The 6227-nt window shown below is 53.3% G+C and carries 2 protein-coding genes and 2 pseudogenes; 3 read left to right on the plus strand and 1 reads right to left on the minus strand.

Annotation, left to right across the window (positions count from 1 at the left end; translation table 11 throughout):
- The first annotated feature begins 1053 nt into the window (after positions 1-1053).
- From C492_RS10505 to C492_RS10510, 3 genes and pseudogenes are all read left to right on the plus strand, one after another.
- The gene (locus C492_RS10505) at positions 1054-1947 is read left to right on the plus strand and encodes an alpha/beta hydrolase (RefSeq protein ID WP_008423260.1); all 894 of its coding nucleotides are present in this window, start codon (positions 1054-1056) and stop codon (positions 1945-1947) included.
- 205 nt (positions 1948-2152) lie between these two features.
- A pseudogene (locus C492_RS25900) lies at positions 2153-2432 on the plus strand (zinc ribbon domain-containing protein); the annotation flags it as partial.
- A 508-nt stretch (positions 2433-2940) separates the two neighbouring features.
- Positions 2941-4599, plus strand: a complete 1659-nt coding sequence (locus C492_RS10510; protein WP_049892978.1) for a potassium channel family protein — start codon at positions 2941-2943, stop codon at positions 4597-4599.
- 936 nt (positions 4600-5535) lie between these two features.
- On the opposite strand, the pseudogene C492_RS25905 reads toward C492_RS10510, so the two are convergent.
- Positions 5536-5700: pseudogene (locus C492_RS25905) on the minus strand (ABC transporter permease); the annotation flags it as partial.
- Between the last annotated feature and the right edge of the window lie 527 nt (positions 5701-6227).

Genomic DNA, 6227 nt, shown 5'->3' on the forward strand with positions numbered 1-6227 from the left:
TTTCCTGTTCACTCAGTTACTACACCGGCATTCGCTCTGTTCATCCATGGCTCAGCACAGTTCACGAAGCGACGTTCGGGAAGTACCGAGACTTTGGTTTTCACACCTTCTGATCGATCGGCCCTGTTTTCTTACCTTTATAACAAAAAACAAATATAGTCAAGGTACGTTAACTATTGGACATGGTTGGTGTGAGCGTGGATCGAAATAGTTGTTCACAAAGGGAGGAGAACCAGTGAAAGAATCCAGCCGACTGTAATTGCTCGAACACTGTTTCCGACACCCTCTCGCTTTGTCGTAACCCGCGCACCCGTCAACGTCTCATCGTACGGCTCGATGGGTGGCCCGTCAGGCTCGAGCAGATATGGCTCAGACTATTCAAGACATAATTAATTCTGATTTTTGATTACTTCATGGCATAGATTTGCAGCGATTAGATTGACTTGAGACGAGACGGGGGTGAACTATCTAGTGACATTGGCCAGTAATACTGGCCAGTCTTACCAGTCACCTCATCCGGCTCGAATAGACATTTGCTACGTTTATTGCCGTAGAAAGCGAAGAGGATAGATTGGTTTGACATCCGAAGTCTATCTCCTCGCCCGTGTTACGGTCGCTAAGGCTAAATCGGTTGTCGCTAATCCTATCCGGTGGGTTCGGATGAAGTCAGCGGTCCTTCGCGTCGGCCAGCGCAGTGAACAAGCGACGACGCGGACGACCTAGTCTAGCTCAGTGATATCCCCAACCTGGGATCAGACCCGGACTGACCGCCAATGTTTGGGGTTCTTCTCAATGCACGAAATTATTGGTCAACATCATTATGTCCTCGAATAATTATTTTGATGATATATGGCGGACGATAGTGGTCAGACAACGACTCCGAGACGAGCATTCCTCGCCGGAACGGCTGGGACAACAATCCTTGGAACAGTCAACACGGTAACGGGCGCGGACACCCGTCGAAACGAGGCGGAGCGAAAGAACGGCAATCGACGGGTGAACGGGCAGAACCACGGGATAGCTTCGTGGAAACCGACCGCCCATGATCTGACGATGGACGACTGCCATCGGCTTCGAGTCTGGGAGCAGACAACCGCTGAGGACCCGGACGAGGCCGTTATCTTCGTCCATGGGATGACCTACGGTGCGCTCTCGATGTTCGATCCGCCGGTCGCCAAGGACTTCGGCTGGCTTCGGTATGCGGCCGAGCAGGGCAAGGCGGCGTTCGCGCCCGATATGCGCGGCTATGGCGAGACCGAACTGCCCACCGAGTTTCAGGCCCCGCCAGAGGCGAACACGCCGCCGCTATCGTTCGAGCACGAGGCCCTGGATCTCCTCGAGGTGACGCGGTGGCTCCGCGAGGACTGCGGTTTCGATCGAATCCACTACGTCGGCTTATCGGGCGGAACCTGGCGCGGTCGCGCAGTATACGCGCTCGGCGAACCCGACTACGCGACGGTCACGCTGGCTGGGGGCTCGTTCGACACGCTCGAGGTCGGCGCAGATCCGGAAGGACCGGCGTACCTGCCCCACACTCGCGAGGAATTCGTCGAGGGGTGGACCGGCGAAGTTCCCGACGATACCGATCTCGACCAGTGGATTGGCGGCGACGAGTACACCGCCGACGAGGTATTCGATGCGGTCTGGCGGGCAATCTTCGAGAGCAACCAAGCGATCGAGGACAATCCGGAGACGATTATCAACCCGCTGGTGATCCAAGACAGGGAGTACCACCCCGAACACATCACCGACCCAACATTCGTCATTCGTCCCTCGAACGACGGAACCATCTCCCGGGAGGGCGCGCTGAATCTATACGATGCCGTTGGTGCCGAAGACGACCGGAAGCGGTACACCGAGATTGCCGGCGGAACGCACTTCATCTTCCTCGAACGCAAGCGCGAGGAGTTCTTCGACACGGTCAATCACTTCCAAACCCAGTACTAAGTACTATTCATGCCCGCTAACCGCTATCGAGTCGGCCGCGAGAATACTGTGATCAGACTCGGTGCTGAGTGGGACTCCGTCCTTTCGAGATTCGACTGAAAGATGTCCGCGCTACGATCGCACTCGGAGAAAGCCGCCAGCACGACAGTCCCGTCGCATAGCTGAATGGTAGCTTCAGGTATGCTTCGACTGGAACGACGAGAGGTACGATCTCGTCGCGGTCAAAGATCTCGACGCCAAGAATCTGATGGATCCCCTGTTGAACAGCCGCAATCGTGTCGGAACAGCGTGGAAAACGTTCCTGCAGATACTCGAGTACAAGTGCACGTACTCGCGGCTGTCGATCCGGTCGGAACAACCAAAAGAGTGCGCAGCCTGTGGCACCGAGACGGACAAACCGCTGTGGGTCCACGAACACTCGTGTCCATTTATGGTTCACGGCGTACAGAGACTGGAACGCGGTCTGCAACATCTTGGTACGCGGTCCGATCCGGGTGTTGGTGATCCCCAAGAGCTAAGATCCGCCCATCCAGTTCTCCCCCCTTATTGATCCGGCCAGCACCAAGGAGGGTGAACTTCAGGAAATAGCGCTATTCGGCTCTGGTGAATCGCCATAGAGCGCCGGGTTTCGGCTGTTGAGCGTGCATTGCAACTGCCTTTAACGAGGACCAATCGAGGTTGTTGGGGNACTGAGAACGACCACAAGAAATTTTTTCGCCATAATCTCCTGTAGTCTAAGACCCCACTCCTGATGCCGTCTAGTGATTCACCAGAGCCCGCTATTCCATAACCACCTTTCAAAACTCGACGATGCAGGCTGCATCAACTGGGACCGTGACTAGCGGTTAGTTGAGAATGGCCTACGGTTTGATAAGATTCGTCTGTAGGACAGGTCTCAATTCGGATCTCAACAGATGGTGGCGAAAGCATGCCTTCGCGGGGCTGTTACTTAATTAGTCTGGAGTTCTATCAATAAGTACTAGAAGACTGCAAATGCGCGAACTTCAAAATATCAGGGGTTTTCATCCACACGACCTTACACAACGGCAACGACTATTATTGTTCTTCGTCGTCGGTCTTGTTTCAGTCGTCCTCTTCTACACGCTCGTCTACAACTGGGGAATGCAGTCACTCGAAGGCCGTCCACAATCTATCTTCCGCTCATTCCAGACAGTGGTTGAAACGATGACGACAACCGGGTACGGTGCGGATTCGCCATGGACGACACCGGTAATGAACGTCCTGATGGTATCGATTCAGTTAACCGGTGTCATTATCGGTTTTGTCACGCTGCGCGTCTTGGTCATCCCGCTGTTTGAGCGGACACCGCTGAACCTCGCCGACCGTCTCACGACCAAGGAGAACCATGTCGTCATTGCTGAATACCAACGTGACACTGATATGCTCCTTGCTGAACTTGAAAAACTTGATATCGACTATGTCCTCATCGAATCCGATGAAGAGGAGGCGAAACGCCTCTCAGATGACGGCTATCAAGCTATCAATGGCGACCCCCAGGAACGGACTACCCTTGACCGTGCTACGATCGAACGAGCATCACTTCTTATCACTGACGCCGGCGACAAAACCGCGAGCATCGTCCTGACTGCGCTGGAAGCCAATGAAGACCTACGAGTGATTAGTTTCATAGAATCAACACGCCATGAAAGAGCGCTCACGGAAGTCGGTGTGGACCGAAGTGTCGCCCCCCACGCACTAATCGGTCAGCAACTGGCAACAAAGGCAACGGTACCCATCACAGTCGACGAACAGCCCAATAGCAATGAGATTGATATCCGCGAGATACTTATCAGGCGAGATAGCCCACTTCACGGCATCCGGGTGCGTGACTCACCAATCATAGACCACCCGAACCTGACCCTGGTTGCTGGATGGTTCGACGGCGAGATGCGTCTGCTACCGGCACTCGACGATAAACTCACGCCGAATACCGTTCTGGTTGTTGCCGGACCCAAGGACGAGCTCAATGAAATAACGAGCGAGACCGCGGGTATCCGGTCTCGGCGTATCGAAAAGTCCTCCAATATCATCGTTGCCGGCTTCGGCGAGGGCGGGGCCGCAGCCGTCGAAGCGCTACCGGAGGATGTTTCGGTGACGACGATCGACGAATCGGAGGAAGCTAATCCTGATGTTGTCGGTGATATTACTGAACCCGAAACACTTCGTGAAGCCGGCATTCAGGATGCCTCATCAGTGATCATCACCGTCGACGACGATTCGACCACATTGTTGACGATTGCTATAGCCCGCTCGCTCTCTAGGGAGGTAGAGATTCTGGTCCGTGTAATAGATAGAGAGAAGACGAGGCCAGCATTCAAGGCGGGCGCCGACTACGTCCTCTCTATCCAACGAGTGTCTGCTCGCCTGGTCGCAACAGAGGTCCATGGTGAACGCGTCATGGATCCAATGAGCCAGATCCGGCTAATTCGGGCCGACGCAGCTCCGTTCGCTGGCGAGTCACTGATGGACGCCCGTCGTAACACTGAGCGAGAATGGACCGTGATCGGTATCTCACGGGGAGACACTATCTACACTGACGAGCAAACCACTATTGAGGCTGACGACGAGGTGCTCGTTGCAGGAAGTGACGACGCAATTCAGGAGTTCGAGCAAACAGCCAGGGTGCCATAGTACGCTTAGCACACTTTTGAGATGCCAGTTGAGAGGTCTGTTACCGTCGCTTCCGAATGGTGTTAATATTGGCTGCTTCTCAGGCACCTCTCTTAGGGTGCTGCTGGGATGTGTGAAGAGTTCTACGCCACCCGATCATCCTTTCGACCATGAATTCACAACTCCAGATGCAAGGAATCGACCTCCGCTATCGAACTCAGAGGTGTCGAGGCACCTACCACACACCCACCCAATTCCACCAGTATTCGGTGAAGACCACTCCCTCGGTCTCCACGATTTTGATATTCTAACCGCATGGATTTGGTAACGTTCTTACGCAAAGCTACGGAAACGAGACGCCACAACGACGCAAGTAGTCTGGTCTAAGAGCGGATCGATCGTGAATTCATATTACAAGAGGCTACTAAACGTTAGACAATGACAATCAGGGATACGGTAGCCCCTCCAGTCATTTGATTGAATTCTGTATATTTTCCTCTTCTGGTCAATTGCTATCGTTATCATCACCAAATTTTACTATACAAGAGACATCGACTACTGGCTACTTGAGCAGTCGAACACCCTCACTCGGAGTGTATTCATATCTCCCGGCGGTCGTGACAGCCTGGTCTCGCAATTCTACTCGCCTCCGAGTCGATGTTCTCGAACTCGTAGCTCAACCGACTCAGCGACATGACGAGTATATAGTCCTCAAATGCTGGCGTCTGCCTCACCGAATGGTAGCCGCGACTTCAAATATAAACCTATGACCCCATAGCAGTAGTCTACCCTACCGAACTGAGAATCAGGAGAGAACAACTTCCCGTCATAGCTCTACATTGTAGCCAGAAGCACTTAAAGAGCAGATTAAGTGTAGTCAACAGAGAGAGAACAGAGCAAGGCTCACGATTGTCTTGAGCACAGTAACGTGAAACTCGAACCAGACTCTCCCGACTACTAGAGACTATCTGCCATGTCCTCACCGCTAAGTCGTCCTTCAATAAATCCAAACAGCGAATCAAGACCGATTGCCAGTAACGCGCCAGGAATGGCGCCGGCAAGCAGCTGAGGGGTATTGAAGAGCGAAATTCCACTGATGACCCAGACACCAAGACCCCCTCCTCGACTAGTTCACTGATTCAGACTTGTCTTCGCTGACGTCTGATATGCTGTTGAAGCAAGGGTGTCCCTACGAACAACTCTAAGTAAATCTATACCTCGTAAAAAGGTTGTAGCACCACCAGCAATCGTCATACATTGACAGGATGCACCGACTGTTGGCAACTTCTCGCGAACACAAAAGGAATGAGCAAGTAAGTACTGTAGCGCTCTATTCACTGTTGACGCATGTCTCGAGCGCTGGACTAGCTGTACTGGATAGAGGGAATAACACCCAGATCCACGAGTGAGGACGTGCCCTCGTGTCTACGACCTGCTCGCTTCTCAAACTGGCCTATAGATGCCACCGTCTTGCTCGGGTTGTCCCTGGTAGACAGTCTTTTCGAGGCCGTACGGATCGGGATACACCGATTTTCCGTAGCTTTGCGTAAGAGCGTTGGAGCTCGCTCTTATGTAGAGCTGTGGAATGCCCCCATAGCAAGGCAGTCGATGACGCTGAGGAGGGATGCGCCGGCGAGATTCAACGAACG

This window comes from Natronococcus jeotgali DSM 18795, assembly GCF_000337695.1.
GTDB classification, from domain to species: Archaea; Halobacteriota; Halobacteria; order Halobacteriales; family Natrialbaceae; genus Natronococcus; species Natronococcus jeotgali.